We start from the raw sequence: 24848 nt of genomic DNA, 5'->3' as shown, positions 1-24848 counted from the left end.
GATACTGCATCATGGGCTATCGTACCCTGCTGCGCGACCACCGTAGTGTGTTAAGCATCGCCTTTTTGGCAATGTTCAGTTCAAGCCTTGGGCAAAGTTTTTTTGTCGGGCTTTTTCAGGCACCGCTGGCTGACCATTGGCAGTTCAGCGCGGGCCAGTTCGGTACCGCCTACACCGTCGTGACGCTCGTTTCAGGGTTTGTAATGCTGTATTACGGTCCTTCCATCGACTGGATATCCCCACGCCGATTCGCGATTACCGTGCTGTTCGCCCTGGTGACGGGCGTTGCCCTGCTCACCCTTTCCCCCTGGTGGTGGCTTGGCGTTCTCGGCCTGGGCCTGGTGCGATTATGCGGGCAGGGCATGTTGACCCACCTGGGCAACACCCTCGCTGCCCGGGAGTTCACCACCCAGCGGGGCCGCGCAATGGGGCTTGCAAGCTTGGGCATTCCACTTGGCGAAGCGCTGCTTCCACCGCTCGTCGCGGCGACACTGCTATGGCTAAGCTGGCAGTCCTTCTGGTGGTTGCTTTGTGCCCTGCTGGCCCTGCCTTGGCTATGGCTGCTGCAGCGTGCCCCCTGGTCCAACGCCCCGGGCCAAAAACCCCAGAAACGTGACACCACCGGGCCGCGACCCTTTTACGAGCCTCGCTTCTGGGCGTTATTGCCGCTGCTCATGTCGCTGCCGATCACCATGACAGGGCTATTCATTTACCAGGCGCAGCTGACTGATGCCCTGGACAGCTCGCTGAGCGTCTATGCGCTGGCCCTTACCGGCATGGGGGTCGCCAAGCTTCCTGGCGCACTGTTGGGCGGCCGCTGGATCGACAAAATTGGCCCGGTGCGTCTAGCCCGCGTGTACTTGATTCCTTATGCGGCGGCGATGCTATTCGCCACACTGGCCGGAGGGAACGCAAGCGTTTGGGCGTTGATGGTGGGAGGCGGTTTGGCCATGGGCGCTCAAGAGCTGATTGCCTCGGGCCTGCTGATCAAGCTGTGGGGCATCGAGCACCTGGGACGCGTACGCTCCGCGCTCAGCGCCGCCATGGTATTTTCCACGGGTATCGCTCCCGCCGCCATCGGACTCGCGCTCAGCGCTGGCATGGCGTTTCCGGCCATCCTTGCCACGATGCTGGCGTTTATCGTCGCCGCCTGGTGTCTTGCCCAACGCGTTTTGCAAATAGCCAACCAAACGGCCAGCCCCTAGCGCAGAATCAGCACCGGCAATTGGGCCTTCCTCAGCATCGCGGTGGTAGTGCTGCCAACCAGCAAATGGCGAATGCGCGAATGGCCGTAGGCGCCCATGACCAGCATATCGATGCCATGTTCCTCTTTGTAGGCGCGCAGCGTCTCTTCGACATCACCCGCTCGAATCGCGCCTTCGGCCGTATGGCCCGCACTCGTCAGGCTCGTCAGCGCCCACTCCAGCTGTGAACGGTGCTCGGCGGTTTCCGCGCCGACGATGACAACGTGGCAGGTCGCACCGTTAAACAACGGGCTCTTGGCCAGCATTTCAACGCCTTTGCGCGCTGTGTTGCTGCCATCGAAGGCCATCATGACGTTTTCGGGATGGGTAAATGTTCTGGGCACCATCAGGATAGGGCGGTGCACTTCGCGCACCACGCGCTCCAGGTTTGAACCTATATGGCCGCTGGCCTGGTGAGCGGTTTCACCACGCTTACCCACCACCAGTAGGCGTACACTCTTTTCCTGCTCGACCAGGGTTTCCACCAAGGTACCGTTGCGCTGCATGGCATCTAGCGCTTCGACACCCGCTTTCAAGGCTCGCTGCCTGGCATCCTCCAGCACCAGCCTGCCTTGCTCACGCGCCAGCTTGGCACGCTGTTCTTCGACGTCGGATAGCTTTTCCAGTAGATGCTCGCGGGTGCCCAGCCCCAGATTGCCGGTCAGGTCAGGCTCGGAGATTTGTGGGTGGTTATCCACTACATGAATAAACGCGAGAGGCGCATCAAGCGCCTTGGCAGCCCAGGCAGCGTAGTCGCATACCCCTTCGGAAAACTGGGAACTGTCGATAGCCGCCAATACTCGATCAGACATTGATCAACCTCACTCAAGCAGGTGCAATAAACATTATTGTTGTGGCCTACCTTTTTACACGAACTTATTGACCGGCAACAGCGCCTGCCCCGACATCTCAACATGATAAGCTTGATGACCGCTGGGGCGAATTGGCAAGGGGACGTATCTTGGGTATTAGCTGGGGTAGCATTATGCTGGTGGCAGTTGGCGGGGCTTTCGGTGGCATGGCCCGCGTGGCCACCTCGAACCTGTTTGCCAAATGGCTGGGCATCGCATTTCCTTGGGGCACCCTGGCCGTTAACCTGCTGGGCGCTTTTGCCCTTGGCTGGGTGGCGAGCACCCTCAATCAGGGCAGCCCACCATTCGGTGATGCGTGGCTGTTTGTCGCCGTTGGGCTACTGGGCGGCTTCACGACGGTCTCATCCTTCAGCTTGCAGACCCTGGGCCTGTGGGAAAGCGGCATGGGAGGCAAGGCACTCGCCAATATCACCAGCACGCTGACACTCGGCGTTGCGGCGCTGGGGTTAGGTGCATGGTTAGCGGGAGGGGGCCTATGAAGACGCTTGCCACCTATGCCGCGGTTGGCATCGGCAGCGGGCTGGGCAGCGCGCTGCGTTACGTCATCTCGTTGTCGATGACAGGCACCCTGGGTAGCTCCTTTCCCTGGGGGACGCTTCTGGTCAATGTTGTCGGCTCAGGGCTGATCGGCTGGCTTGCCGGGCGCATTGCCCGGGCACCCGATGCACAACGCAAACGCTGGCAGCCCTTTTGGGTGGCGGGCTTTTGCGGCGGATTCACCACCTTTTCTCTATTCAGCTTGGAAGTCGTTTCACTTGCCCAGATCCAACCCATCCTGGCGTTGGCTTATATCGCTGTCAGCCTGCCTTTATGGTTGGCGGCAGTCTGGGCAGGACAACGCTGGGCCAATAGCGGTTAAGCCACCCACTCCTGAAACCTACCTAATATTCTCTCGTATCGGCCGGTGAGTGTTTTACCAGCCGCGGCACCCAGGCGAGATACGTCACCATGCCCAGCAATTCGACCAGTGACTGCAGGACAATGACCACCACCGATGCTGCCCAGATATCGGGCAGCGCAATCGCCAACGGAAGTACCACAAAGGAATTGCGGGTACCGAGGCTGAAAACCAGCGTCCGGCCAGAAGCCGTGGGAAGGCGAAAAAGCATGTGGAGCGTCTTGCCGACCAGGGCTGCAACCAGCAGATAGAGCACAAAAAGCACGGCGATTTGACCCAGCATCTCCTGCGACTCAATAATCAAGTGCACTTGCGAGGCCGCAATCAAGAACACCACTGCTGTCAGCAAAGGCACGGGTAGCCAGCCCATCACCTCAACGCCTCGCTTGAGTACAGCAGATTGCGCGGCGCCTGTTTCGGTCAGCCAGGCAAGTAGCAACGGCGTTACGATCAGTCCCCAAAAGGCAGGTAATAATTCGCTCAGCAGATGGTCACTGACAAGCTGCTCGCCCATCATTAACGTGACATAAAGCGGCAGCAGCGTTATCTGCAGCAAAAGCAGTACCGGCGTCGCGGCAATTGCCTTGGCACTATCCCCCTGCCCAAGATGGGTAAAGCTGATAAACCAGTCGGTGCAGGGCACCAACAACACCAGCAGGACGCCGAGCAGCACAGCACCTTTCAACCCAAACAGCGTGGCCAACCCCCACACCACCAGCGGCATGACAATAAAGTTACCTAGCGCCAACGCGCTCATAAAGCGTCGGTCTTTGAATGCTTGCGGGATATGTAGCAGCGGTACTTGAGTAAAGGTCGCATACAGCAACAAGCCAAGCAGTGGCCAGAGGGCAACGTTCCATGCCTGAATCACTTCCCAACGCGCCCCCAAACCAATACCGGCAAGGATGGCAACGAGATAAAGCCAGACTTGATACTTTTCCAGGGTTTCGCGCATCAAGGTAGTGTCGGATCCAGAGAAAAATGTCCCTCTCAGGGGCGTTGGTCGTGCCTAAACGATGATTAGCTCACGCGCTCATAACCGCCCACCACGCCTTTCTTGCTCAGCACGAACTGCCAAAGCTGGATTTCCCGCGCACGGAAAGCAGCCGCACAGCTCAGCAGGTAATAACGCCACATGCGGTAGAAGGTCTCATCAAAACGGTAGCGGAAGTTTGGCCAGTTGGTTTCGAAATTGGCGTGCCAGGCCATCAGGGTCTTGTCGTAGTCAGCGCCGAAATTATGTACATCTTCAACGACAAATAGCCCTTCTGCCGCATCGGTGACCTGGCCCATGACCGGCAACTCACCATTGGGAAAAATATACTTGTCGATCCAGGGATCGCAGGCCGTGGCGCGCAGATTTTTACCAATGGTGTGAAGCAGGAAGAGGCCGTCGTCTTTCAGGCAACGATGCGCCACCTCCATGAACTCGCGATAGTTTTTATGCCCCACGTGTTCAAACATGCCAATACTGACGATACGGTCAAACGTCTCGGTTTCATCGCGATAGTCCCGCAGACGGAACTCCACCGGCAATCCGTTTTTCATCAGGCGCTGGCCAAACTCTGCCTGCTCTCTGGAGATGGTCAGGCCAACACATTCGACGCCATAATGCTCGGCGGCGTAGGCCATGAAACTGCCCCAGCCGCAGCCAATATCGAGCACCCGCATGCCGGGCTCCAGATTCAACTTACGACAGATCAGGTCGAGTTTGGCCTCCTGAGCATCGTCCAGATTGGTGGCATCTTTCCAGTACCCGCAGGTATAGGTCATACGCTTGTCGAGCATGCCCGCGTAAAACTCGTTACCCAGGTCGTAATGTTTTTCGCCCACTTCCCAGGCACGTTTGGCACTTTGCCGGTTGATCAACCTGGCACGCAGGGAATGATAAATCAGTTGCGTGGGCTTGATCCGCTGATGAAGCTGAGCACGCATCAGGCGATAAAAGAATTGATCCAGCGACTCAACCTCCCAGTCGCCTTGCATATAACTTTCGCCAAACCCCAGGTTGCCTCGCGAAAGGGCGCTATCGATAACGCCAGGGGCTTTCAGTTGAATATCCCAGGACCTCTGGCCATTGATTTCAATATCGGCTTGCTTGAGCAGGTCGGCAACGAACCGATGGGAAGGTGAACGCTCGTCGAACACCTCACTTTTTTTCTCCAATATTGGTAAGTTCAAGGTAACACCCCCGCCTATCCCGTGAGTGAATTAGTAACACCTCAGTTAAGCATAGAACCAACGTCGACATTAGGTGAAGTGCCTTAATAGTCACACCACCCACAATGATAAAAAAAACCGGCACACTCACTGTACGAGGGCCGGTTTCGGGGAGCTTAACGCAATATCAACACGGGTATGGTGCTCTTGCGCAGCATGTCGGTGGTCGTGCTGCCCACCAACAGGTGGCGTATGCGCGAGTGGCCATAGGCCCCCATGACCATCATGTCGATGTCATTGTCCTTTGCGTAGGCATGAAGTGTTGTTTCCACTTCACCGGCGCGAATCGCCCCTTCGGCTTCGTGGCCGGCCTCGCGCAGGGTGGAAAGCGCCCACTCGAGCTGCGAGCTGTTTTCGCCGGTATCGGCGCCGACGATGACCACATGGCAGGCAATACCGCTGAACAGCGGGCTCTTGGCGAGCATTTCAATGCCCTTCCGCGCCGTCTTGCTGCCGTCGAACGCCATCATGACCTTTGCCGGGGTTTTGAAACCGCCTCGCGGCACCATCAGAATCGGCCGGTGCATTTCGCGCACCACGCGTTCAAGGTTGGAACCCAGATGGCCGCTGGCCTGGTCGGCGGTTTCGCCGCGCTTGCCCACGACCAGCAGACGCACATCGTTTTCGAGCTCCACCAGGGTTTCCACCAGGGTGCCGTTGCGCTGGCGGGTGGCCGGGTCGGCGATGCCGTCTTCAGCGGCACGCGCCTTGGCCGCCTCGAGCATCAGCTTGCCCTGCTCACGATTGACCTTGGCCCGCTGTTCATCAAGATCGGAAAGCTCTTCCATGAGCTTTTCCCGCGCGCCGAGGCGCAGACTCCCCGACAGGTTGGCGTCCTCGCTGGTTTGCGGATGGTTGTCCACCACGTGGACGAATACCAGCGGCGCGTTCAGCGCCTGGCTGGCCCAGGCGGCGTAATCGCAGACGCTTTCTGAAAACGATGAGCCGTCGATGGCGGCCAGTACCTGACCGGACATTGAGAATTGATCAGACATTGTGCACTCCTTGCTGATTAGTGGCCGCCCATGAGTTTTTCTACCGCCACGGGGTCATCATGTACGGCGTAACGATCCACCACGGTGGCGCTCGCCTCGTTGAGGCCGATCAGCTCAACCTCGGTGCCTTCACGGCGGAACTTGATCACCACCCGGTCCAGCGCCTGTACGGCGGTGATATCCCAGAAGTGAGCCCGCGATAGATTGATGGTGACCTTGTCGATGCTTTCCTTGAAATCAAACGCTTCGATAAAGCGCTCGGAGGAGGCAAAAAACACCTGGCCCACGACCTGGTATTCGCGCTCGCTACCTGGCGCGACTTCCGTCGAGCCGATGTACATGATATTGCCGACCTTGTTGGCGAAGAACATCGCCGCCAGCAGAACGCCCACGAAGACACCAATCGCCAGGTTGTGAGTGCCGACGGTGACCGCCACGGTCGCCACCATCACAATATTGGTGCTCATGGGGTGTTTCTTGAGGTCGCGAATCGACTCCCAACTGAAGGTACCCACCGACACCATGATCATGACCGCGACCAGCGCCGCCATGGGGATCTGGGAGACCCAGTCGGCGAGGAACACCACCATCAACAGCAGCGCAATGCCGGCAATCAGGGTCGAGGTGCGTCGACGGCCGCCGGATTTTACGTTGATCACCGACTGGCCGATCATCGCACAGCCCGCCATGCCGCCGATCAGGCCCGAACCGATGTTGGCAATGCCCTGGCCTTTACACTCACGATTTTTATCGCTCTTGGTATCGGTCAAATCATCGATGATCGTCGCGGTCATCATTGATTCCAGCAGGCCAACAATCGTCAGCATCAGCGAATACGGCAGGATGATCATCAGGGTATCAAGATTTAGCGGCACATCTGGCCACAGGAAAATCGGCAGGCTATCGGGTAGCTCACCCATATCACCCACACTGCGGATTTCCATGCCGGTCATCATATAAACCGCGGTTAGTACCACAATGCACACCAGCGGCGAGGGAATCATCCTGCCGATAGCGGGCACATAGGGAAAGCCGTAGATGATCGCCAGCCCTGCCGCCGTCATGGCGTAAACGTGCCAGGTAACGTCGGTCAGCTCGGGCAGCTGGGCCATGAAAATCAGAATCGCCAGGGCATTCACGAACCCCGTGACCACCGAGCGCGAGACAAAGCGCATCAGGTCGGCAAGCTTCAGGTAGCCGGCGATAATCTGCAGCACGCCGGTCAACAGCGTGGCGGCCAGCAGATACTCGAGCCCGTGCTCCTTGACCAGGGTGATCATCAATAGCGCCATGGCCCCGGTGGCGGCCGAGATCATGCCGGAGCGGCCGCCGGTGAAAGCGATGATCACACAGATGGCGAAGGAGGCGTAAAGCCCGACCTTGGGGTCGACCCCTGCAATGATGGAGAACGCGATCGCCTCGGGAATCAGGGCGAGTGCCACTACGATACCCGCCAGGGTGTCGCCCTTGAGGTTCGAAAGCCAAGACAGTTTAAATTTTTCGTACATGCGGGGGTCCATAGTTAAGGGTTAACGACAGGCCGCAAGCCTGTGGCGTAAAACGCCCGACAGCGGCGCGTAAAGCGCTTGGGTCATACAAGACGGTGCTTGAGTGCTTGAGAGATTGACGTCCGGTGACGCCAGGACATAGCAAAGGCGATATGCAAGATACCGCCATGCGATGACAGCCGGGTGAAGGCGTCATGCAAAGCAAAATAGGAAGGGAGGCCTAGGGTGGAGTCATCAGCCCTGAGGTGGCAAATGCCGGCAATGTCATAAACAAGGTCACTGTGTCATCTACACGGATTCGTCTATATGCCTGCCCTGAAAATAAGGGCGGCGGCAGAAGGCGCAAGATTATAACAGTAATTTTACCACGCTGCACCCGGCCATCGCCGTTGGCGTTCTTTGACAACGGTCAGGAAGGCACCATGTTCGACGACCGCAGGGTGCCCAAGCCCATCACTTTGGCGTACCATTGCAACGCAATATATCGACTGATCGAGTCCCAACTTTCCACGTTGAAGCGGCACCCCCGCCGAGAGAAGAGGAGCAGTAGATGAGCCATTCCATAGCAGTGATCAAAGGCGACGGTATCGGCCCCGAAATCATGGACGCCACGCTTCGCGTGCTGGATGCCCTGGATTGCGGTTTGGATTACGAATTTATCGATGCAGGACTTGGCGCGCTGGAAAAACACGGTACGCTGATTCCTCAGGCATCGCTGGATGCCATCGAAAAACACGGTATCGCGCTCAAGGGCCCGCTCACCACGCCGATTGGCAAAGGCTTCTCCTCGATCAACGTGCAGCTTCGCCGTCACTTCGACCTTTACGCCAACGTGCGCCCTGCCATCAGCTTTCCCGGTACTCAGTCACGCTACGACAACATTGACATGATCACCGTGCGGGAAAACACCGAAGGGGCTTACCTCGCCGATGGCCAGGAATATATCGACGATGGCAATACCGCCCTGTCAGTCATCAAGGTGACCCGTAAAGGCTCCGAGCGCATTGTGCGTTATGCCTTTGAATTGGCGAAAAGCAACGGCCGCAAGAAAGTCACTGCCGTGCATAAAGCCAACATCATCAAGACCAGCTCAGGGCTTTTCCTGGATGTTGCCCGGGAAATCGCCGAGGAATATCCCGACATCGAATTCCAGGAGATGATCGTCGATAACGCCTGCATGCAACTGGTCATGAACCCGCATCAGTTCGACGTCGTGGTGACCACCAACCTGTTTGGCGACATCATGTCAGACCTTTGTGCGGGTCTGGTCGGCGGGCTTGGCCTGGCACCGGGCGCCAACATCGGCGAAAAAGCGGCGATCTTCGAGGCTGTGCACGGCTCCGCGCCGGATATCGAAGGCAAGAAGATCGCCAACCCCTGTGCGCTGCTGCTGGCCGCGGCGCAGATGCTCGACCAGCTGAACATGGACGACAAAGCCACCGCCATTCGCAAGGGGATTCGCGACGTGCTGGAAAACCGCCGCGATATGGTCACCCCGGACATGGGCGGCACCGGCACCACCGATACCTTTGCCGACGCACTGGTCGACTACGTCGGTCATTAAGCAGCTACCGCTCACCGGCCCTCAGTAACGGCCGGTGAGCGAAACCGGTAGCCCAACAGGCGCATCGCATTAAGCGTGACCAACACGGTAGCGCCGGTGTCAGCCATTACTGCCACCCACATGCCGGTGATGCCCAGTACGGTCGACACCAGAAACAACGCCTTGAAGCCCAGCGCCAGCGCCACGTTGGTCTTGACGTTGTTCAGTGTCGCCCGGGACAGCGCGATGAGTTCGGCAACCCCCATCACACGGTTCTTCAGCAAGGCCGCATCGGCGGTTTCCAACGCCACATCGGTTCCACCGCCCATGGCGATCCCCACGTCGGCGGCCGCAAGCGCCGGGGCATCGTTAATACCGTCACCCACTTTACCCACGGTCCCCAGTCCCTGGGCCTGCCAGTCCCGCACCCGCTGGGCCTTGTCCTCGGGCATCAGCTCGCCTTCGGCCTCAATACCCAACTGCTTACCCATGGCGGCCACCGTGCGCGCGTTATCGCCGCTGAGCATCACCACGCTGACGCCCAGGCGTTTGAGCGCCTCAATCGCGGCTGGCGTATCCTCACGGGGTTCGTCGCGCAGTGCCAACACGCCAAGTGCCTTGCTTTCAGCCAGCAACAGGACCACCGTTTTACCCTCTGCTTCCAGCGCGGCAATTCGCGCTGACTGGGTCTCGGTCCCCTGCCAATGGCGCGGGCTTGTGAGGGTTAACTGCCGGCCCTCGAACCGACCGCTGACACCCTGCCCGGCCTGAGCCTGCCCCTCGGATGCCCTGCCAAGCCACAGCCCCAACTGCTCTGCATGCTGCACAATGGCCTGGGCCACCGGGTGGCTTGAGTCCTGCTCCAGCGCGGCGGCCAACCTGACTACCTCGTCCTCGCTCGACTCGGTCCATGCTTCAACATCGGTCACGCTGGGCGCACCAGCGGTCAGGGTCCCGGTTTTATCCACCGCCACGCGCTGGAGCTTGCCCAGCTGTTCAAGCACGGCACCGCCCTTGATCAAAAGACCACGCCGCGCGGCGGTTGAAAGCCCCGCGGCAATGGCCGCCGGCGTCGAGATGACCAGCGCACACGGACAGGCAATCAACAGAAGTGCCAACGCCCGGTAGATCGACTCGGACCAGGCAAGCCCGGTCAGCCAGGGCGGCACCACCGCGACAAGCACGGCCACACCGACGACCAATGGCATGTACCAGCGGGCAAACCGGTCGATAAAGCGCGCCACTGGCGCTTTGGCGCCCTGTGCTTCTTCGACCAGGTGAATAATCCGGGCAATAGTATTGTCAGCAGCCCCCCGAGTGACTTCCACCTCTAACGCCGCGTCGAGATTGACCGTGCCCGCCCAGATATCCTCGCCGGTGGCACGCTGCCGGGGCACCGACTCGCCGTTGATAGGCGACTCATCGAGCTGGGAGGTTCCTGCGACAATACGCCCATCGCAAGGCACGCGGTCCCCCGGGCGCACCAATACCCGCTGGCCGGGCGTCAACGTATCAGCTGCTACATCGCGGATGGCTTCCCCTTCAAGCAGACGCGCCGTCGCCGGCGTCAGATTGCCTAGCGCCGCGATGCGCCGCCGCGCCTGCCCGGCCGCCACCCCTTCGAGCAGCTCACCCACCGCGAACAAGAACACCACCATGGCCGCTTCAGCGGCGGCCCCGATGGTTAAAGCCCCCAGGGCCGCGATACTCATCAGCATTTCAATGGTCAGAGGATTGCCCATGCGCAGTGAGCGCCAGGCGGCTTGCCCGATTGGCACCCATCCGATCAGCGTGGCCAAGATGAATGGCCAGGCACCCACTTCGGGCAGACGCCAGGCCAACAGCCACGCCATTACCAGCAGTGCGCCACTGATCAGTACCAGCCGTCCTTTTGCCGTTCCCCACCAGCGCGGCGTCGATGCCGTGGATGGTGAGGCGTCAATCACCGGATAGCCAAGCTTGGACAGGGTGTGTGTCAGGGCGTCATGGTCCAGCGCCTGATCGGCATAAGCGGTCACGCTTACCGTACCGCTCATGCTTGAGGCGCTGACTTTTTCAACCTGCGACAACCCTTCTAGCGCTGCCTCTACCTTGCGTTCACAGCCGCCACAGTCCATGCCCTGGACGTTCAGACGCGCGGTGTCGCGGGTGTCTTGCTGGCGAGTGGTCATGGCATCATCCTTCCCGTTCGGCTATCGTGGGAATAGCGTAATACCTGTAGTCACTAGAGGTTCAAGCCATGACCAACACGTCCAGCCATGCCGCTATCGGCATTGGCGAACTCGCCAGCCGGACCCACTGCAAGCCGGAGACCGTGCGCTATTACGAGAAGATCGGCCTGCTACCCGCCGCCCCGCGTAATGATGGCAACCAGCGGCGCTACAGCGAGGCTACGGTTCAGCGGTTGATGTTTATTCGACACGCGCGGGATTTTGGTTTTTCGGTGGAGGCCGTGCGGGAGTTACTCGATATGGCCGATCACCCGAGCCAGCCGTGCGAGCAGGTCGATAGCCTGGCAAGGCGGCACCTGGCGGAGGTGGAATCGCGCATTCAGCGGCTGATGGTTCTGCGCGACGAACTGAAGCGGACGGTCGCCCAGTGCGACGGCGACAGCGTGGCTCAGTGCCGGATTATCGAGGTGTTGAGCGACCACCGGCTGTGCAGCCACGATGCCGCCCATGGCGGCGCGGAGGCGCTACGCTAATACGGCGGCGCGTCATGCCCCCAGCCACACGTCGAGGAACAGCATGATCACCAGGCCGATGGCCAGACCAAAGGTCGCCTTCTTCTGGTGACCGCAGCGATGGGTCTCGGGAATGATTTCATGGCTGATCACGTAGAGCATGGCCCCGGCGGCAAAAGCCATGCCCCAGGGCAGTAATATCTGCGAGACGCTGATAATGCTGGCGCCGAACAGGCCGCCGATAGGCTCGATCAGTCCAGTGAGCGCAGCAATCGTCCACGAGCGAACCCGTGAATACCCCTCACCCATGAGCGCAATCGCCACGGCCAGCCCTTCCGGTATGTTTTGCAGGCCAATGCCGATCGCCAGCGGCATGCCGCCCTCCAGGCCGTTGGCGCCGAATCCAACGCCTACCGCCATGCCCTCGGGCAGGTTATGAATGGCAATGGCAAACACGAACAGCCAGACCCGCCGCAGCGAGGCAGCTTCGGGGCCTTCGCGGCCCTGCTGGAAATGCTCGTGGGGCAGGCGCTCATTGAGCAGCGCAATCGCGCCCATGCCCAGCAGAATCGCCGCGCAGACGATGGCGGCAGGCACAGGGCCACCCGCATAGTAGATTTCGGCGGCGTCCAGCGCCGGGATGATCAGTGAAAAGAATGACGCCGCCAGCATGACGCCAGCGGCAAACCCCAGTGCCAGGTCACGAAAGCCGCGGTCAGGCGTTTTGCCCAGCAATACCGGTAGTGCGCCGACGGCTGTCAACGACCCGGCCACAAGGCTACCCAAGAAACCTAGTAAAAACGTATTTTCCATGCGCCAAGCAGGCCTTGTATCTAGAGAATCAGCGCCGGGGGTTATGTCTAGTCTAGCCTACCCCAGCCCGCGCAGAATAAAGTTTACCGTTTGCCGTGCCTGTTGCTGAGAAGCCCCGCTCTTCATCAACAGCCGCAAACCGGACATGGACAGCGTCAAGAATTGCGCGGCGCTGTCCGGATCCCGCGTATCAGTTATGCTGCCTTCCCGCTGAGCGCGTTTGATCACCTCGGAGAAGAATGCATTGATGCTGGCCACGCTGTCCCGGGCAGTCTGAGCCGGAAGCGAGTCTTCTCCGCCCAGTTCGGTGGCAGAATTGAACAGCAAACAGCCGAGCGATGCCTGTTGGCTGTCGGTATCAGCGGCTGAATGCAAAAGCTGCTCGATAAACGACCAGGCGCTATCGGCAGCGTCCAACTGTTCGGCCAGCGACGCCAACAGCTCTTCGCGATAATTCTGCAGGGCTAACAGGAACAGCGCCTCTTTGTTACCGAACGCCTGGTACAGGCTGCTGCGCGACAGCGCCATGGCGTCCAGCAGATCACGCATGGACGTATGGTAGTAACCGGAGCGCCAGAAGGTGTTAACCGCGGCCTTTAGCGCTTCTTCAGGCTGATGCTGTAGGGGTCTGCCGATGGTCATCGTCACCACTCTTGGAAGCTGTCGCCCACTATTCAACAGGGCAATCACGATCTGGAACATCAATCTAACATGCCGCAGGGGCATTAGGGGAGTCAGCGCCCCTATTGATCGCGGGGCGAGGAAAAGCGACACGAGGCCACCAACGAAGAAACCGCAACGCTCATCCCCGGCGCGGCCTGGCCGAACCGGGGATGGGATGCGTCCAGAGGGCGTTGAAAGCTTAGTTCAGCAGTTCTCTCACCTGCTTGATGCCTTCGCGGGCAAGCTGCACCGGGCGGGAATCGCTGAGGGTCCAGGCGGCCATCGAGCCGTCATACATGGCGATATTGTCGAACCCGGCGACTTCGCTGAGCACGAACCAGTCGGTAGCAGCCCAGTGACCGGTGTTGCAGAAGGCAATCGTGCGCTCACTGCTATCCAGCTCCACGGCATTGATGCGCGACTGCAGACCCTCGACGTCCAGATAGTAAGCGCCGTTCTGGTCGTTCAGGTGCGACTGGTGGGGCAGGCTCCGCGCGCCCGGAATCGTACCGGCGACCCGTGCCGCGGAGGATTGGTTGTCACCGGCGAAATAGTCGGCGGGCCGGGCGTCGACCAGCTGCGCCTGGCTTTCCCGGGCGGCTTCCACGTCCTCGGTTGACGCAATCAGCTCTTCACGGAGTGTGGCGTCGAACTCGGCGGCATCGTAGGGCTCAGGCTCGCCGCTTGCCACGTCAAAACCCTGCTGCTCCCAGCCTGCAAAGCCGCCGTTGAGGATGGCAACATCGTCGTGGCCGAGGACTTTAAGCGTCCAATACACCCGCGCTGCACTGCCGAAGTCGGTGGCGCCGGTACCGGCGGGCACAATCACCACCGCGCTGTCGTTATCGATCCCCAGGTCGCCAATCAGCGTTTCCAGATCGCTCACCTCGGGCATCAAGCCCGCAACGCTGTCGCGGGTTTCGCGCCAGCCGTCATCGGTGTAGCTTGAATAACGGCTGCCCGGAATGCGCGCCTCGGCAAAGCTCTCGGCATCGCCACCATCGTCGATGGACGAGCGCACATCCAGTACCACAAGTTCCTCTTGATCAAGGTGTTCGTTCAGCCACTGGGCATCCACCAGCGGCGTCATTTCAAGCGGCGTTTCTTCAAGTGCTAGGGCCTGGACGGAAAACCCCAGGGCGCCGATCAGGCCCAATAGTAAGCGGGACATAAAACCTCCATTGCGGTCGCGAGCAACGCTCATCGACCTGAGTAAAACAGGCAAAAGAACGATTGGTACATTAATATGATAGTGGGTGATATAAAACCATTATCAAAATGCTTTTTTGGCATAACCGTATAGATAAACATACCAATGGTCGTGGCATCGGTGCAGGGTCTGCTTTTCACAATCGCTGAAAATGTTGTGTAAGCAATCGCGCTGATCGACCACTCACTGGTAACGACCCGACAAGGAGCCCAGGATGAGCGCGCACGCTACTCCCCCGCCACGCTTTTGGCTGAGCGGCAAACGCCATGCCGAGCAGGATGTTTTTTTTCGCCAGACGCTGGAAGCCAAGGGCTGGCAGCAAGGCGACGACGCGCAGTGGCAGGCAGCCTGGGTCACCGGCATGCCGCCCAGGGCGGCATTCAAGGCGACGTCTCCCAGCCGCGTGATGAACCATATTCCCGGCAACGCCGCGCTCACGGTCAAAAGCCGCCTGCATGCGGGGTTGAGAGGGCTGCGCGAACGCACCCGGCGCCACTTTGGGGAGGCGCATCCCAACACGGAACGGCTGAATTTCTTCCCGCGCGCCTATGAAATGCCCCACGACTACCCGGCGCTGGTCGAGGACGCCGCCGCGCATCCCGACAAGCGCTGGATCTTGAAGCCGACCAATGCGTCCAAGGGCCAAGGGGTTCAGGTGTTGCGCGATCCGACCAGCGCGCCGCTGGAACCCAACTGGCTGGTGCAGGAGTACGTTGCCAACCCGCACACCATCCGCGGCCACAAGTACGTGCTGCGCCTTTATATGCTGATTGCCAGCATCGACCCGCTACGCGTGTACCTCTACGACCAGGGCTTTGCCAAGCTGGCCTCGGCGCCGTGGAGCCCGGATGACATCGACAATCCCTTTAGCCAGCTGACCAACCCCGACATCAACGCGCTCAACCTGGACGCCGAGATTCCGGTGGAGTTTATCGACCTTGACCGCTATCGCCACTGGCTTCGCGAACAGGGCCACGACGACCAGGCGCTGTTTAGCCAGCTTCAGGATCTGGCCACGCTGACCGCGCTGTCCGGCGTCGAGGCGATGCGCACCCGCTCCCGGGAAGACGACGCCGACCCGCGGGGCTGCTACGAGCTGATCGGCCTGGACTGCCTGGTCGACGACCAGCTCAAGCCCTGGATTCTGGAGTGCAACCTGAGCCCCTCGCTGGGCACCTGCGCCAAGCCCGAGCACGGCGGCGTAGTCGAAGAGGCCGTCAAAACCGGCCTGGTGCAGGACATGATCGCCCTGACCGGGCTTGATCAGCCGCCCCGCGACGAGGCCACCTTCGATGCCGCTGCACTGGCGGCCGAGCGTGAACGGGCGGGTGGCTTCGTGCTGCTCTACCCGACCCGGGACGGCCATCGCTACCTACCCTTTGTCGGGCTACCCAGCCTTGCCGATTACCGTTTGGCGTCCGAGCTCGCTCCGCTGAGCCTGTCTTACCACGGCCAGGACGTCAGCGAGCTGATCGACGGCGAGCGGCTGGCGCTTTACCACCACCCCAGTGGTCGCTACTTTCAGCTTAATGACAGCGCGGCACTGATCTGGCTGCTGGTCAGCGAAGGCGCGCCGCTCGAGAGCGTACTCGAGCAGCTCCAGGCGGCTAGCGGCGGGCAGGTCGATGCCGACACCCTGGCCAGCGACCTCTGGGCGACGCTCTCGCTATGGTGGCAACATGGGCTGCTGGCGCCCGGGGATAGCGACACTTCAGTGCCCGACACGGCGTCACCCGCGCGCGAGCGTCCCGCCACCTGGCGCGGTACGTTGTTTTTTGATCAGCGCCTCTGGTCGATCAGCGCGCCACAAGGCCCCGTGGCAGCGCGCATTGCCGAGACACTGGCGCCGCTGCTGGACGCCGACGGCAACGCCCCTGACACGTCGCTGCATATACTGGAAAGCGCCAACGGTTACTGCCTGACCAGCGACAGCCGCGTGATTCGCTCCCGCCTGCACCTCGACGACATCGTCCCTGCCCTCACCCAGCACTGCTTGTCCCACGCCACCAGGGACGGGCAGCTGGTACTCGACGTTGTCCTGCTGAGTCGGCCGGAGGGGCATGTCGTCTGCGTGGTGCCCGACCAGGAGCCTGCCCAGGCGATGGACACGCTCCAGGCAGTGTCGGAACCGAACGCCCTTGCCCTGACGCGCGGGGCACGCCTTTCGCTGGCCGTACCGGGCACCCTGGAACCGCTTAATCTACCGCTTGGTGATGCCGGGTTTCTGTTTCAGGAACGCGGCCCTTGCGTTGGGCTGTTATGGCTTGATACCGACCCGAGCGACAGCCCGGAGGCGCCGTCGTCGCTCGAGTTACTCGGCGCTTTGCTCCCCGCGACCCTGGAAACCGCAGAACACCCACAAGGCTTAAGCCCTGACGCCTTGACCGCGCTGCAGCACATGACTCAGGGCGCGCATTGTGCGCGGCTGGCCAGCACGCAGGTCGAGGCCGTCGGCCAGTGGCTTGACCGGACACCGCTTTCACCCTCTTCCCACGCCGCGGTATAGCGGCAGGAAGTCGCGCCATCTGGCGCATTTGCTTGTCACACCAAAAGGAGAAGCCTCATGTCTCAACACGAAGCTAAACGTCGTTTACTGAGCCGCCTTAGCCGTCGGTTCGGCTATACCGCCCCCGCCCTTGCGCTGGTCGCAGGTGGTCTGGCCTTTCAGGCCCAGGCCGACGAGCCCACCGACGGATTCACCTCGATGCAGGAAGCGCCCATGATGCTGGCAGAAGGTGGCGCTGAGGGCGAAGGCGAGGAAGAAATGGAAGGTGAAGGAGAAGGCGAAGGCGGTGCCGAAGCCGGCTAACACCGGCCTTGCCCACCAAGATAACTGCTTCTGTGCCGGTGTCCGCACCGGCACACTTCACCGGGAGGCTAACGACCATGTCGACATCACCACTGTCGCCACTGATTGACGAAAATGTGCAAACCCTCGCGCAGCTCGCCCAACTGCTGGGCCGCGTTTCGGCACACGATTACCAGCGCTCGCTCGGCGCCAAGGGGACTCAGTCGCTGGGCAAGCACGTTCGCCATATCCTTGAGCACTACCAAACCCTGCTGGATGCCTGCGCGACGACATCTACCCAGGCGATCTTTGACTATGAAAATCGCCCGCGGGAAGCGGCGCTGGAAACCCAGCCTGGCTATGCGAGTGACCGGACTGAAGCGCTTCAGGCGGGGCTCAAGGCATTAGCGACCATGCAACACGATGCCGCCCTAACGCTGAGCTATCCGGTTGAGGGTGACGTTGACGATTCGGTAGCACTGCCCACCAGCCTGGGCCGGGAGCTGGCATTTTTAACCAGCCACAGCATTCACCATATGGCGCTGCTGGGCCTGCTCTGCGAACAGCTGGGCATCGCGCTACCCGAGCACTTCGGCGTTCATCCATCGACGCTACGTTACTGGGAGCTACAGCATTCAGGCTCTTGAGAATCTACGCGCCACCCCACTTCCAAGCGCGTTTCCATTCGCCACATCACCTACTCGATCCCTGTTCAATTCCAGTGGAACACTACACGATTGCCTTTGCGTGGTAATAAAGATTCCGGCCACCAACGCTCAACGAAAGATACATGACAGAACCCTCATCGCGCCTGTTGTCAATTCTGAACCAATTGTTCCATAATCAATGAGTACAATGCAGCGATACTGCAGCAACCGTTTTTTATCAACCCAAAGAGAGCGACATGGCCGATTTCCCCCCCTTACACACCGCCGATAGCGCCCCCGAAGCCGCGCAGGCAAACCTGAAAGCCGCCGAAAAGAAAATGGGCTTCCTGCCGAATATCTTTGCCAAGATGGCCGAGGCGCCGACGCTTCTCGACGCCTATATGACCCTTGACGGCATCTATGCCAAGACCAGCCTGAGCCCGGTGGAACAGCAGGCGGCCCTGCTCGCCATCAGCGCCGATAACCACTGTGCATTCTGCGTCGCCGCCCATACCGGTGGCATTAAACAAGCCGGCGCCGACGACGAGATCGTCAAGGATCTGCGCGACCGCAAGACACCCAACGATGACAAACTGGCCGCCGTGACGCGTTTTGCACGCCACTTGAATGCTCAGCGTGGCTGGGCCGAGCAAGCCGAGCTGGATGCCTTCCTTGAAGCAGGTTTCACCCATCAGCAGGTGCTCGAGTTGGTCATTGCCTGCGCGCTAAAAACACTCTCGAACTACACTAACCACCTTGCCGGCACACCGCTCAACGAAGAGCTCAGGCCGCTTGCGTGGGAAGCCCCCACGTCATAAGGGATCAGAGGCGAGTATGAGCATGAACACTTTTCTGCTATCAGATCTTGTCGGTGAGGACTAACGTGACAACCGCCATGCGCTCACCCGATGAACATATTGCGGCGCTGCGACCCAAGCTCGTCGCCTTCGCTCGCTTACAGCTACGCGATAACACCGCAGCCGAGGATACCGTGCAGGACACGCTGGTCACCGCACTGGAAAAGCACGATACCTTTGCCGGGCGTTCCGCGTTCGAGACCTGGGTCTTCGGCATACTCAAAAACAAGATTCTCGAAAGATTCCGCCAGCAAGACCGCTATGTCGCGTGGCAAAATGATGATCAGAGTGAGGACGATGCACTGGAAAGCCTCTTTCAGGACAACGGACGCTGGCGGGCAGCGAATCGTCCAACGCCATGGGGCGACCCCGATCAGATACTAGAAAACACGGCATTTTGGAAAGTACTGGATGCCTGCCTCATAGCACTGCCGGAAAACACGGCTCGCGTTTTCACGATGCGTGAACTCATGGAGCTTTCAACGCAGGAAATATGCCAGATACTGGACATAACAGAGACCAATTGCTGGGTCATATTGCATCGAGCTAGGCTAAAGTTACGCCACTGTGTTGAAAAAGGCTGGTTAGCCTAACGCTTCCCCCTCCCCCTCAAAATATGCGATCCGCTGTAAAGTTTTACGTCTCTTGCCCACTAAGACCTGTAAAGCACGGCTTGATGGCTTTTGAAGGCTAGCAGCTAAAAATCGCTAAGAGATCAATAAGGCTTGGCATTGAGGAGGAGGCAATCAAATGCAAAACGATACGACCACACGCTCCCTAGAGGCATCTTTAATAGAACGCCATGCGCACTGGTTGTTGCGCCTGGGCTTGGCCAGTGTCTTTATTTTCATGGGAATCGACAAATTCATGGGCTCAGGGATTGCCGCATTTTCGGCCACAATGAGCCTACCGCTAATTCTTGGCGTTCTTGTTGCCCTAGGTGAGATTGGCACCGGTTTGCTTGTCGTCCTGGGTGGGTTGATGAAGAGTCGCTTGGGCGACCTCATAACTCGCCTAGGTGCGCTGGGTATGGTGCCCATCCTGCTCGGTGCCATCTTCATGGTGCACTGGGGGCAGTGGCACTTTATGTCCACCGCTTCGCACCCGCTGGGAGGCATGATGTTCCAGGTGACGCTCGCTATGATGGCAATCTATCTGCTAGCCAAAGGCAATAATGCTTAAAAACTTAACCTAATAAACTCATGCCTTTGTGAAGGAGGCTTTATGTCAGACAATAAACGACAAACGTTACTGGATAGCCTGACCAAAGGGTTCGCCTATGCGGTCCCCGTTCTGGCCCTGGTCGCCGGTGGGTCGGCAGTGCATGCCGTCTACTCCGACGTTACCACTGAATCCGGTTATTACATGATGGCCGCAGCAGAAGGTGGAGCCGAAGCTGAGGGTGGTGCTGAGGGTGAAGCCGAAGCTGAAGGTGGCGCCGAAGCCGAAGGTGCCGCTGAGGGTGAAGGTGAAGGTGGCGCCGAAGCCGAAGCCGCCTCATAAGTGGCAAGCTTAACTCACCCTGATCGCTCAACTAACCAAGGAGTCTTCTATGCTGATGTGCCGTGAAGCGACACGCTTGATGTCGCTTAAGCAGGACAAGGCGCTCACCTTACGGGAACGAGCGGCGCTGCGTTTTCACCTTTCCATGTGTGGGGCCTGCCGTGCTTGCGCCCGTCAGTTTGATCTGCTGCACGCCATTGGTGAACACCACCCTGCCGCATTGAAAACGACATCGACATCCGATGACTAGGAGTTGCGCTATGGCGATACGCCCACTTGAAATCGCTGTGGTTATCGTCGGTTCGCTGGCGATCAGCAGCGCGGCAACGGCAGATATATTATTGACGCCCAACCAGATCATGACCTGGCCCACCCGCAGTTTTGACGGTGAGACCCATTACGAGATCGTCGAAAAGGATGGTGCCAGGGTGCTAATGGCCCAATCACAGGGCCAGGCATCGGCACGCTATCTGGAACGCGAAATCGACCTCGATGAAACACCCTACCTGCACTGGTGCTGGCAGGTGGATTCCACCTACCCGGGACTCGATGAGACCACCAAGGCGGGCGACGACTACCCTGCTCGTGTCTATGTCGCTCGCAAAACAGGGCTGTTGCCCTGGCAGGTACAGTCCGTCAACTATGTGTGGTCGTCCACGCAGGACGCTGGCAGCGCCTGGACCAATGCATTTACCGACCGTGCCGAATTGATGGCCTTGCAGGGCGGCACCTCGAAGGTCGGCAAATGGGTCGCTGAAGTACGCGACGTGCGCGCCGACTTTGCCAACTTGTTTGGTGACACGGTGACCACCATCAACGGCGTCGCCTTGATGAGCGATGGCGACAACTCAGGCAGTGACGCCACCGCCTGGTTTAGCCAACTCGGGTTCTCCGCGACTAAACAGCTGCCTAATTGCCCATAAAAACGGCTTCTCGAACTCCCCGGACACTTGATACCCCGAATCTTGCATACCGCCCATCAATATTATCTTGAGGTATGTAAACAGTTTTTTGATCTACCGTTGGCTCTTCAAGGCGACAAGGGATGTCAATCTCGCCGCTTTCGTATAGGATATGTACAACTATTAAATAACAGCAATACACTGATTACTCAGGCGGCTTAGAAGACAAGGGACTTAAGACAATGATTTTTAACAACACGACTAACGCTCATCGACGTGCCTTGATGCAACACACCGCCTGTATAGAGTTTACCCCTGACGGTATTATTCTTGACGCCAGTAAACAGTTCCTGGATGCGGTTGGCTATTCGCGAGAAGCCGTCAAAGGCCAGCATCACCGACTGTTCTGCACGGAAAAAGAGGCGAGTTCTTCCGCATATCGATCATTCTGGCGGTCGCTTTCTGAAGGTGAAAGCCATCAGGGCACGTTCAAGCGCATAGATGCCAGGGGCCAGGAAATATGGCTTGAGGCTACCTATGTGCCTGTTTGTAACCGACGAGGACGTGTCGTCAGTGTCTTCAAGGTCGCTAATGATGTAACGGCCGAGCACCAGGAAGCGGCGCGCAAGGACGCTGTTCTGCAGGCGCTTGATAGCTCCATGGCAGTGATTGAATTCACTCCGACAGGCGACATCATCAACGCCAACACCAACTTCGAGCAAGCGGTAGGCTACACCAATGAACAGTTGGCAGGTACGCATCATCGTCAACTTTGCCCGCCCTCGTTTTATCAACAAAACCCGCATTTTTGGGAAGAGCTGGCCAGAGGCGAATTCAAGCAAGGCAAGTTTGAGCGATTGGATTCGCGAGGCAGAAGCCTCTGGTTGGAGGCGACTTACAACCCGATTACGGATGCCAACGGCGAGGTGTTTAAAGTGGTCAAGTTTGCCACCGACATTACCTCGGCCATGCAGGAAGCCCAGGCTGCCAACCAAGCAGTGTTGACGGCGCAATCGACATCATCGGAAACCGAACAGATTGCCCAGAGCGGCCTGTCTCACTTGCAGCGTGTACTGGAGGATGCCCAGCAATCAGCCCAGGCGCTGTCTGAGGCGCAACGCCTGGTTGAATCGCTCAACGAGCAGGCAAAAAATATCAACATGATTACTGAGGCCATCGCCAACATTGCCAACCAGACCAATTTACTTTCGCTTAATGCGGCGGTGGAAGCCGCTCGCGCCGGAGAGCAGGGGCGCGGCTTTGCCGTTGTTGCCAATGAGGTTCGCCAACTGGCCAAAGGGTCGAGTGAAGCGGTCGACAGCATTACCCTGGTGCTCAGGGAAAACAGTGACCTTGTTACACGCACCACTCAGACCATGAAGCAAGTCATAGACCGCAGCGAGTCGAGCCAGGCAAGCATCAGCGAAATTGAAACGATCGTGAATGAAATACTGACGGGGTCGCGTAATGTATCGTCGTCTATCGACCAGCTAACGCTCAAAGCCGCCAGCTAGCTTTCCTGGCCATCATAAAAAGTGCCAGCCTTTTGAAAGGCTGGCACTTTTTTTGGCAGGTTTTCATTCCCCGCCTTCAAGATGCAACTTACTTCAACGGCGTTTTACGCAGATACGGCAGCACCGTCTCGTAATCGCCGAATTTTTGCTTCGCATCTTCGTCGGAGACGCTGGGCGGGATAATCACATCCTGCCCGACGGTCCAGTCTGCCGGGGTCGCCACGCCGTGCTTGGTGGTAGCTTGCAAGGCATCCAGTGCGCGCAGGATTTCAGCGAAGTTGCGGCCTACGGTCATCGGGTAGGTCATGGAGAGCTTGAGCTGCTTGTCAGGCCCGATGATGAAGACCGAGCGTACCGTGGCGCTGTCAGCGGGCGTGCGGCCATCCGGTAGATAGGCGTCTTCCGGCAACATGTCGTAAAGCTTGGAGACAGTCAGCCCGTCATCGGCAATGATCGGAAAATCAACGTCGCTGCCGCTCACGGTTTTAATGTCGTCGCCCCAGCGCTTGTGATCTTCCACGCCATCGACCGAAACACCAATCACCTTGGTACCGCGTTTCTTCCACTCATCGCTTAACGTGGCGACGGCACCAAACTCGGTGGTGCACACGGGCGTAAAGTCTTTGGGGTGAGAGAACAGGATCGCCCAGCTGTCGCCAATCCAATCGTGAAAGCGAATGGGTCCCTGGCTGGTTTCGGCTTCAAAATCGGGAACCACTGCATTGATACGTAGTGACATGTTTTCCTCCTGTGGGTCAAAACCCCTAATGCTTTATGCGCCTTTCAGATCCATCACTATAGAACATAAAGTGCTAAGCAAGCCAATCAAAACCATCACACCGTGATAAAAACGGCATAAGCAAAGGCATTGATTACTCTGGACGGTATATAAAAATTAGGCGCTATGAGAACCAGCCGACTTTTCAGCGGCTTTGGTTTCTCGTTTGACTCGCTTCAGCCATACCTGTTTGGCGTAGCTGCGCAAGTTGTCAACGTCGTCGGTCTCGTCGACGATATCCTGCCCAAGAATCGTCTCAATGATGTCTTCAAGGGTAATCAAGCCAACGAAGGTACCATGCTCGTCGTAAATCACTCGCATGTGCAGCCGGTCACTGAGCATTGAAGCAAACACCTGCTCCACATTACTTGAGACATCCACACTGGCAATCGGATGCATCATGTCTTTCATGATGCTGTGCTCATCCGCATGATACATATCCGCTTTATGCACATAGCCAAAGGCCTGCTCACCATTATCCATGACCGGAAAGCGAGTGAACGGTGTATGGCTGTAAGTTTCTTCAAATTCTCCCACCGTCAGATGCGGCAAAACCGTCTGGCAGACGGTACGCGGCGTCATCGCCTTGCCTACCGGAATTTCGTGCAAATTGAGCATATTGACGATGGTGCGGGTTTCATCGGCATCCAGGACTTTTTCTTCCAGCCCCACCCGGGCAAGCACTTTGATTTCATCGCGAAGATCAACATCGTGCTCAGACTTGCCCAGGCGACGGGTGATTTGCTCCGACATCCAGATAAACGGCAGCAGAATGATGATCATCGGCTTGAGCAGACGCGGCAACAGCGGCGACAACCCCCGCCAGTAAGTCGCCCCAATCGTTTTGGGGATAATCTCCGAGAGCACCAGAATCAGCATGGTCATCACCGCCGATACGATGGCAATAGAGGCTTCGCCAAATACCACTGCGGCCTGGGCGCCAACGGCGGTGGCCCCTACCGTATGGGCAATCGTATTAAGGGTCAGAATAGCCGCGAGCGGGCGATCAATATTGTCTTTTAACTGCGTCAGCGATGCATGAAGCTTGGGGTTATCTTCTTTCTGCTTGGCGATGTAGCTTGGCGTGATAGAAAGTAATGCCGCTTCAAGAATCGAGCATAGAAAGGAAAAACCGATGGAGAAGGCGGCAATCGTGATCAGAAGGACCATGTAAGGCTCATGTAAGGAATGATAGGTATGTTATAGGACC

General features: G+C 58.6%; 26 protein-coding genes. 15 read left to right on the top strand and 11 right to left on the bottom strand.

Going from position 1 to position 24848, the window contains the following annotated elements:
- The first annotated feature begins 11 nt into the window (after positions 1-11).
- Positions 12-1205, top strand: coding sequence for an MFS transporter (locus B7L15_RS01075; RefSeq protein WP_085917199.1), 1194 nt, complete (start codon positions 12-14; stop codon positions 1203-1205).
- Here the strand turns inward: B7L15_RS01075 and B7L15_RS01070 are convergent.
- Entirely contained in the window at positions 1202-2056 is an 855-nt protein-coding gene (locus tag B7L15_RS01070) for a universal stress protein (RefSeq protein ID WP_085917198.1), read from the bottom strand. The two genes, B7L15_RS01075 and B7L15_RS01070, sit on opposite strands and share 4 nt — an antisense overlap.
- Positions 2057-2205: 149 nt before the next feature.
- Here B7L15_RS01070 and B7L15_RS01065 point away from each other — a divergent pair, with 149 nt between their 5' ends.
- Both B7L15_RS01065 and B7L15_RS01060 read left to right on the top strand, forming a co-directional pair.
- The gene (locus tag B7L15_RS01065; protein ID WP_233337267.1) at positions 2206-2595 is read left to right on the top strand and encodes a fluoride efflux transporter FluC; all 390 of its coding nucleotides are present in this window, start codon (positions 2206-2208) and stop codon (positions 2593-2595) included.
- Positions 2592-2975, top strand: coding sequence for a fluoride efflux transporter FluC (locus B7L15_RS01060; protein WP_085917197.1), 384 nt, complete (start codon positions 2592-2594; stop codon positions 2973-2975). Before B7L15_RS01065 ends, B7L15_RS01060 begins: the two co-directional genes overlap by 4 nt.
- A 22-nt stretch (positions 2976-2997) precedes the next feature.
- Here B7L15_RS01060 and B7L15_RS01055 read toward each other — a convergent pair whose 3' ends face one another.
- From B7L15_RS01055 to B7L15_RS01040, 4 genes are all read right to left on the bottom strand, one after another.
- Complete coding sequence (locus B7L15_RS01055; RefSeq protein WP_085917196.1) at positions 2998-3969, bottom strand: arsenic resistance protein; 972 nt, start codon at positions 3967-3969, stop codon at positions 2998-3000.
- 65 nt (positions 3970-4034) lie between these two features.
- On the bottom strand, positions 4035-5195 hold the full coding sequence (cfa, locus tag B7L15_RS01050) for a cyclopropane fatty acyl phospholipid synthase (protein WP_085917195.1): 1161 nt from the start codon (positions 5193-5195) through the stop codon (positions 4035-4037).
- Between the two features lie 155 nt (positions 5196-5350).
- Positions 5351-6211 carry a universal stress protein gene (locus B7L15_RS01045; RefSeq protein ID WP_085917287.1) on the bottom strand — a complete coding sequence of 287 codons (861 nt, stop codon included), beginning with the start codon at positions 6209-6211 and terminating at the stop codon, positions 5351-5353.
- 35 nt (positions 6212-6246) lie between these two features.
- The gene (locus B7L15_RS01040) at positions 6247-7737 is read right to left on the bottom strand and encodes a SulP family inorganic anion transporter (RefSeq protein ID WP_085917194.1); all 1491 of its coding nucleotides are present in this window, start codon (positions 7735-7737) and stop codon (positions 6247-6249) included.
- A 550-nt stretch (positions 7738-8287) separates the two neighbouring features.
- Between B7L15_RS01040 and B7L15_RS01035 the strand changes: the two genes are divergently transcribed.
- Positions 8288-9301 carry an isocitrate dehydrogenase gene (locus B7L15_RS01035; protein ID WP_085917193.1) on the top strand — a complete coding sequence of 338 codons (1014 nt, stop codon included), beginning with the start codon at positions 8288-8290 and terminating at the stop codon, positions 9299-9301.
- A gap of 11 nt (positions 9302-9312) precedes the next feature.
- Here B7L15_RS01035 and B7L15_RS01030 read toward each other — a convergent pair whose 3' ends face one another.
- The gene (locus tag B7L15_RS01030; RefSeq protein WP_085917192.1) at positions 9313-11451 is read right to left on the bottom strand and encodes a heavy metal translocating P-type ATPase; all 2139 of its coding nucleotides are present in this window, start codon (positions 11449-11451) and stop codon (positions 9313-9315) included.
- Between the two features lie 68 nt (positions 11452-11519).
- Between B7L15_RS01030 and B7L15_RS01025 the strand changes: the two genes are divergently transcribed.
- The gene (locus tag B7L15_RS01025; RefSeq protein ID WP_085917191.1) at positions 11520-11984 is read left to right on the top strand and encodes a MerR family transcriptional regulator; all 465 of its coding nucleotides are present in this window, start codon (positions 11520-11522) and stop codon (positions 11982-11984) included.
- Positions 11985-11996: 12 nt separating this feature from the next.
- Here the strand turns inward: B7L15_RS01025 and B7L15_RS01020 are convergent, their stop codons facing one another.
- The 3 genes from B7L15_RS01020 to B7L15_RS01010 form a co-directional block, all read right to left on the bottom strand.
- On the bottom strand, positions 11997-12776 hold the full coding sequence (locus tag B7L15_RS01020; protein WP_085917190.1) for a ZIP family metal transporter: 780 nt from the start codon (positions 12774-12776) through the stop codon (positions 11997-11999).
- Between the two features lie 57 nt (positions 12777-12833).
- Positions 12834-13418: a TetR/AcrR family transcriptional regulator gene (locus tag B7L15_RS01015; protein WP_176243602.1), complete on the bottom strand. Its 585-nt coding sequence runs from the start codon at positions 13416-13418 to the stop codon at positions 12834-12836.
- 220 nt (positions 13419-13638) lie between these two features.
- Positions 13639-14610 (bottom strand): sulfurtransferase, encoded by a 972-nt coding sequence (locus tag B7L15_RS01010; RefSeq protein WP_085917188.1) that lies wholly within the window; start codon positions 14608-14610, stop codon positions 13639-13641.
- Positions 14611-14863: 253 nt separating this feature from the next.
- Between B7L15_RS01010 and B7L15_RS01005 the strand changes: the two genes are divergently transcribed.
- The 10 genes from B7L15_RS01005 to B7L15_RS00960 all read left to right on the top strand — a co-directional run bounded on the left by B7L15_RS01005 (position 14864) and on the right by B7L15_RS00960 (position 22860).
- Positions 14864-17155 (top strand): PqqD family peptide modification chaperone, encoded by a 2292-nt coding sequence (locus B7L15_RS01005; RefSeq protein WP_085917187.1) that lies wholly within the window; start codon positions 14864-14866, stop codon positions 17153-17155.
- A 57-nt stretch (positions 17156-17212) separates the two neighbouring features.
- The gene (locus tag B7L15_RS01000; protein ID WP_085917186.1) at positions 17213-17458 is read left to right on the top strand and encodes a hypothetical protein; all 246 of its coding nucleotides are present in this window, start codon (positions 17213-17215) and stop codon (positions 17456-17458) included.
- 77 nt (positions 17459-17535) lie between these two features.
- Positions 17536-18084, top strand: coding sequence for a DinB family protein (locus tag B7L15_RS00995; RefSeq protein ID WP_085917185.1), 549 nt, complete (start codon positions 17536-17538; stop codon positions 18082-18084).
- Positions 18085-18341: 257 nt separating this feature from the next.
- Positions 18342-18902, top strand: a complete 561-nt coding sequence (locus tag B7L15_RS00990; RefSeq protein WP_085917184.1) for a carboxymuconolactone decarboxylase family protein — start codon at positions 18342-18344, stop codon at positions 18900-18902.
- A 65-nt stretch (positions 18903-18967) separates the two neighbouring features.
- Positions 18968-19534: a sigma-70 family RNA polymerase sigma factor gene (locus B7L15_RS00985; RefSeq protein WP_254902822.1), complete on the top strand. Its 567-nt coding sequence runs from the start codon at positions 18968-18970 to the stop codon at positions 19532-19534.
- 157 nt (positions 19535-19691) lie between these two features.
- Positions 19692-20123 (top strand): DoxX family protein, encoded by a 432-nt coding sequence (locus tag B7L15_RS00980; RefSeq protein ID WP_085917182.1) that lies wholly within the window; start codon positions 19692-19694, stop codon positions 20121-20123.
- Between the two features lie 42 nt (positions 20124-20165).
- On the top strand, positions 20166-20444 hold the full coding sequence (locus B7L15_RS19500) for a hypothetical protein (protein WP_085917181.1): 279 nt from the start codon (positions 20166-20168) through the stop codon (positions 20442-20444).
- A 49-nt stretch (positions 20445-20493) separates the two neighbouring features.
- Positions 20494-20694 (top strand): zf-HC2 domain-containing protein, encoded by a 201-nt coding sequence (locus B7L15_RS00970; protein ID WP_085917180.1) that lies wholly within the window; start codon positions 20494-20496, stop codon positions 20692-20694.
- A 10-nt stretch (positions 20695-20704) separates the two neighbouring features.
- Complete coding sequence (locus B7L15_RS00965; protein ID WP_254902821.1) at positions 20705-21367, top strand: DUF3047 domain-containing protein; 663 nt, start codon at positions 20705-20707, stop codon at positions 21365-21367.
- A 221-nt stretch (positions 21368-21588) separates the two neighbouring features.
- Positions 21589-22860 carry a methyl-accepting chemotaxis protein gene (locus B7L15_RS00960; protein WP_085917178.1) on the top strand — a complete coding sequence of 424 codons (1272 nt, stop codon included), beginning with the start codon at positions 21589-21591 and terminating at the stop codon, positions 22858-22860.
- 88 nt (positions 22861-22948) lie between these two features.
- Here the strand turns inward: B7L15_RS00960 and B7L15_RS00955 are convergent, their stop codons facing one another.
- Positions 22949-23599 (bottom strand): peroxiredoxin, encoded by a 651-nt coding sequence (locus B7L15_RS00955; RefSeq protein ID WP_085917177.1) that lies wholly within the window; start codon positions 23597-23599, stop codon positions 22949-22951.
- Positions 23600-23755: 156 nt separating this feature from the next.
- On the bottom strand, positions 23756-24808 hold the full coding sequence (locus B7L15_RS00950; RefSeq protein WP_085917176.1) for a CNNM domain-containing protein: 1053 nt from the start codon (positions 24806-24808) through the stop codon (positions 23756-23758).
- Between the last annotated feature and the right edge of the window lie 40 nt (positions 24809-24848).

Origin of the sequence: Halomonas sp. CSM-2 (assembly GCF_002119345.1) — a bacterium.
Lineage (GTDB): Bacteria > Pseudomonadota > Gammaproteobacteria > Pseudomonadales > Halomonadaceae > Vreelandella > Vreelandella janggokensis.
This window is presented reverse-complemented; position numbering and strand designations above follow the sequence as displayed.

Excerpts from the sequence above, each read along its gene's own strand:
- B7L15_RS01075 (WP_085917199.1), top strand. The coding sequence starts at position 12 with ATGGGCTATCGTACCCTGCTGCGCGACCACCGTAGTGTGTTAAGCATC.
- B7L15_RS01070 (WP_085917198.1), bottom strand. The coding sequence starts at position 2,056 with ATGTCTGATCGAGTATTGGCGGCTATCGACAGTTCCCAGTTTTCCGAA.
- B7L15_RS01060 (WP_085917197.1), top strand. The coding sequence starts at position 2,592 with ATGAAGACGCTTGCCACCTATGCCGCGGTTGGCATCGGCAGCGGGCTG.
- B7L15_RS01055 (WP_085917196.1), bottom strand. The coding sequence starts at position 3,969 with ATGCGCGAAACCCTGGAAAAGTATCAAGTCTGGCTTTATCTCGTTGCC.
- B7L15_RS01045 (WP_085917287.1), bottom strand. The coding sequence starts at position 6,211 with ATGTCCGGTCAGGTACTGGCCGCCATCGACGGCTCATCGTTTTCAGAA.
- B7L15_RS01040 (WP_085917194.1), bottom strand. The coding sequence starts at position 7,737 with ATGTACGAAAAATTTAAACTGTCTTGGCTTTCGAACCTCAAGGGCGAC.
- B7L15_RS01035 (WP_085917193.1), top strand. The coding sequence starts at position 8,288 with ATGAGCCATTCCATAGCAGTGATCAAAGGCGACGGTATCGGCCCCGAA.
- B7L15_RS01030 (WP_085917192.1), bottom strand. The coding sequence starts at position 11,451 with ATGACCACTCGCCAGCAAGACACCCGCGACACCGCGCGTCTGAACGTC.
- B7L15_RS01025 (WP_085917191.1), top strand. The coding sequence starts at position 11,520 with ATGACCAACACGTCCAGCCATGCCGCTATCGGCATTGGCGAACTCGCC.
- B7L15_RS01020 (WP_085917190.1), bottom strand. The coding sequence starts at position 12,776 with ATGGAAAATACGTTTTTACTAGGTTTCTTGGGTAGCCTTGTGGCCGGG.
- B7L15_RS01015 (WP_176243602.1), bottom strand. The coding sequence starts at position 13,418 with ATGACCATCGGCAGACCCCTACAGCATCAGCCTGAAGAAGCGCTAAAG.
- B7L15_RS01010 (WP_085917188.1), bottom strand. The coding sequence starts at position 14,610 with ATGTCCCGCTTACTATTGGGCCTGATCGGCGCCCTGGGGTTTTCCGTC.
- B7L15_RS01005 (WP_085917187.1), top strand. The coding sequence starts at position 14,864 with ATGAGCGCGCACGCTACTCCCCCGCCACGCTTTTGGCTGAGCGGCAAA.
- B7L15_RS01000 (WP_085917186.1), top strand. The coding sequence starts at position 17,213 with ATGTCTCAACACGAAGCTAAACGTCGTTTACTGAGCCGCCTTAGCCGT.
- B7L15_RS00995 (WP_085917185.1), top strand. The coding sequence starts at position 17,536 with ATGTCGACATCACCACTGTCGCCACTGATTGACGAAAATGTGCAAACC.
- B7L15_RS00990 (WP_085917184.1), top strand. The coding sequence starts at position 18,342 with ATGGCCGATTTCCCCCCCTTACACACCGCCGATAGCGCCCCCGAAGCC.
- B7L15_RS00980 (WP_085917182.1), top strand. The coding sequence starts at position 19,692 with ATGCAAAACGATACGACCACACGCTCCCTAGAGGCATCTTTAATAGAA.
- B7L15_RS19500 (WP_085917181.1), top strand. The coding sequence starts at position 20,166 with ATGTCAGACAATAAACGACAAACGTTACTGGATAGCCTGACCAAAGGG.
- B7L15_RS00970 (WP_085917180.1), top strand. The coding sequence starts at position 20,494 with ATGCTGATGTGCCGTGAAGCGACACGCTTGATGTCGCTTAAGCAGGAC.
- B7L15_RS00965 (WP_254902821.1), top strand. The coding sequence starts at position 20,705 with ATGGCGATACGCCCACTTGAAATCGCTGTGGTTATCGTCGGTTCGCTG.
- B7L15_RS00960 (WP_085917178.1), top strand. The coding sequence starts at position 21,589 with ATGATTTTTAACAACACGACTAACGCTCATCGACGTGCCTTGATGCAA.
- B7L15_RS00955 (WP_085917177.1), bottom strand. The coding sequence starts at position 23,599 with ATGTCACTACGTATCAATGCAGTGGTTCCCGATTTTGAAGCCGAAACC.
- B7L15_RS00950 (WP_085917176.1), bottom strand. The coding sequence starts at position 24,808 with ATGGTCCTTCTGATCACGATTGCCGCCTTCTCCATCGGTTTTTCCTTT.